Source organism: uncultured Polaribacter sp., assembly GCF_947500975.1.
Classification (GTDB): Bacteria; Bacteroidota; Bacteroidia; order Flavobacteriales; family Flavobacteriaceae; genus Polaribacter.
On record NZ_CANMUE010000068.1, the window covers coordinates 1 to 373 of the forward strand.

General features: G+C 23.3%; 1 pseudogene. It reads right to left on the reverse strand.

From position 1 onward, the window contains the following. Positions 1–373: pseudogene (locus tag Q0733_RS13040) on the reverse strand (hypothetical protein); the annotation flags it as partial.

The window sequence follows — 373 nt, forward strand, 5'->3', positions numbered from 1 at the left end:
TTTCAATAACAAAGTTTTCAAAATCAGAAGAGGCACTTGTAGGTGTTAAAATATTAAAAGTATAAGAAGTAGAGAATTCAGATTCAATTTTAACAATAGAGTCTGTAAGAATAGTTATTGTACTACTATTTTCATTTTTAGAAGACTTACTATACGTTTTAGAAATATCTAAAACAGATTTAAATGAGTTAATTGTAGTTTCTAAATCTTTATTAGAATTAATTTGTTCTAAAGTAGTTGACGTAATCTTTAGGTTAGTAAAATTATTATTCGTGAATTGGTTTAAACTGTTTTCATTTTCACAATTCCATAGTAATAGAGAAATTCCAAAGAATAGAATTCCAATTTTTAAGAAGCTAATTAATTTGTTTTT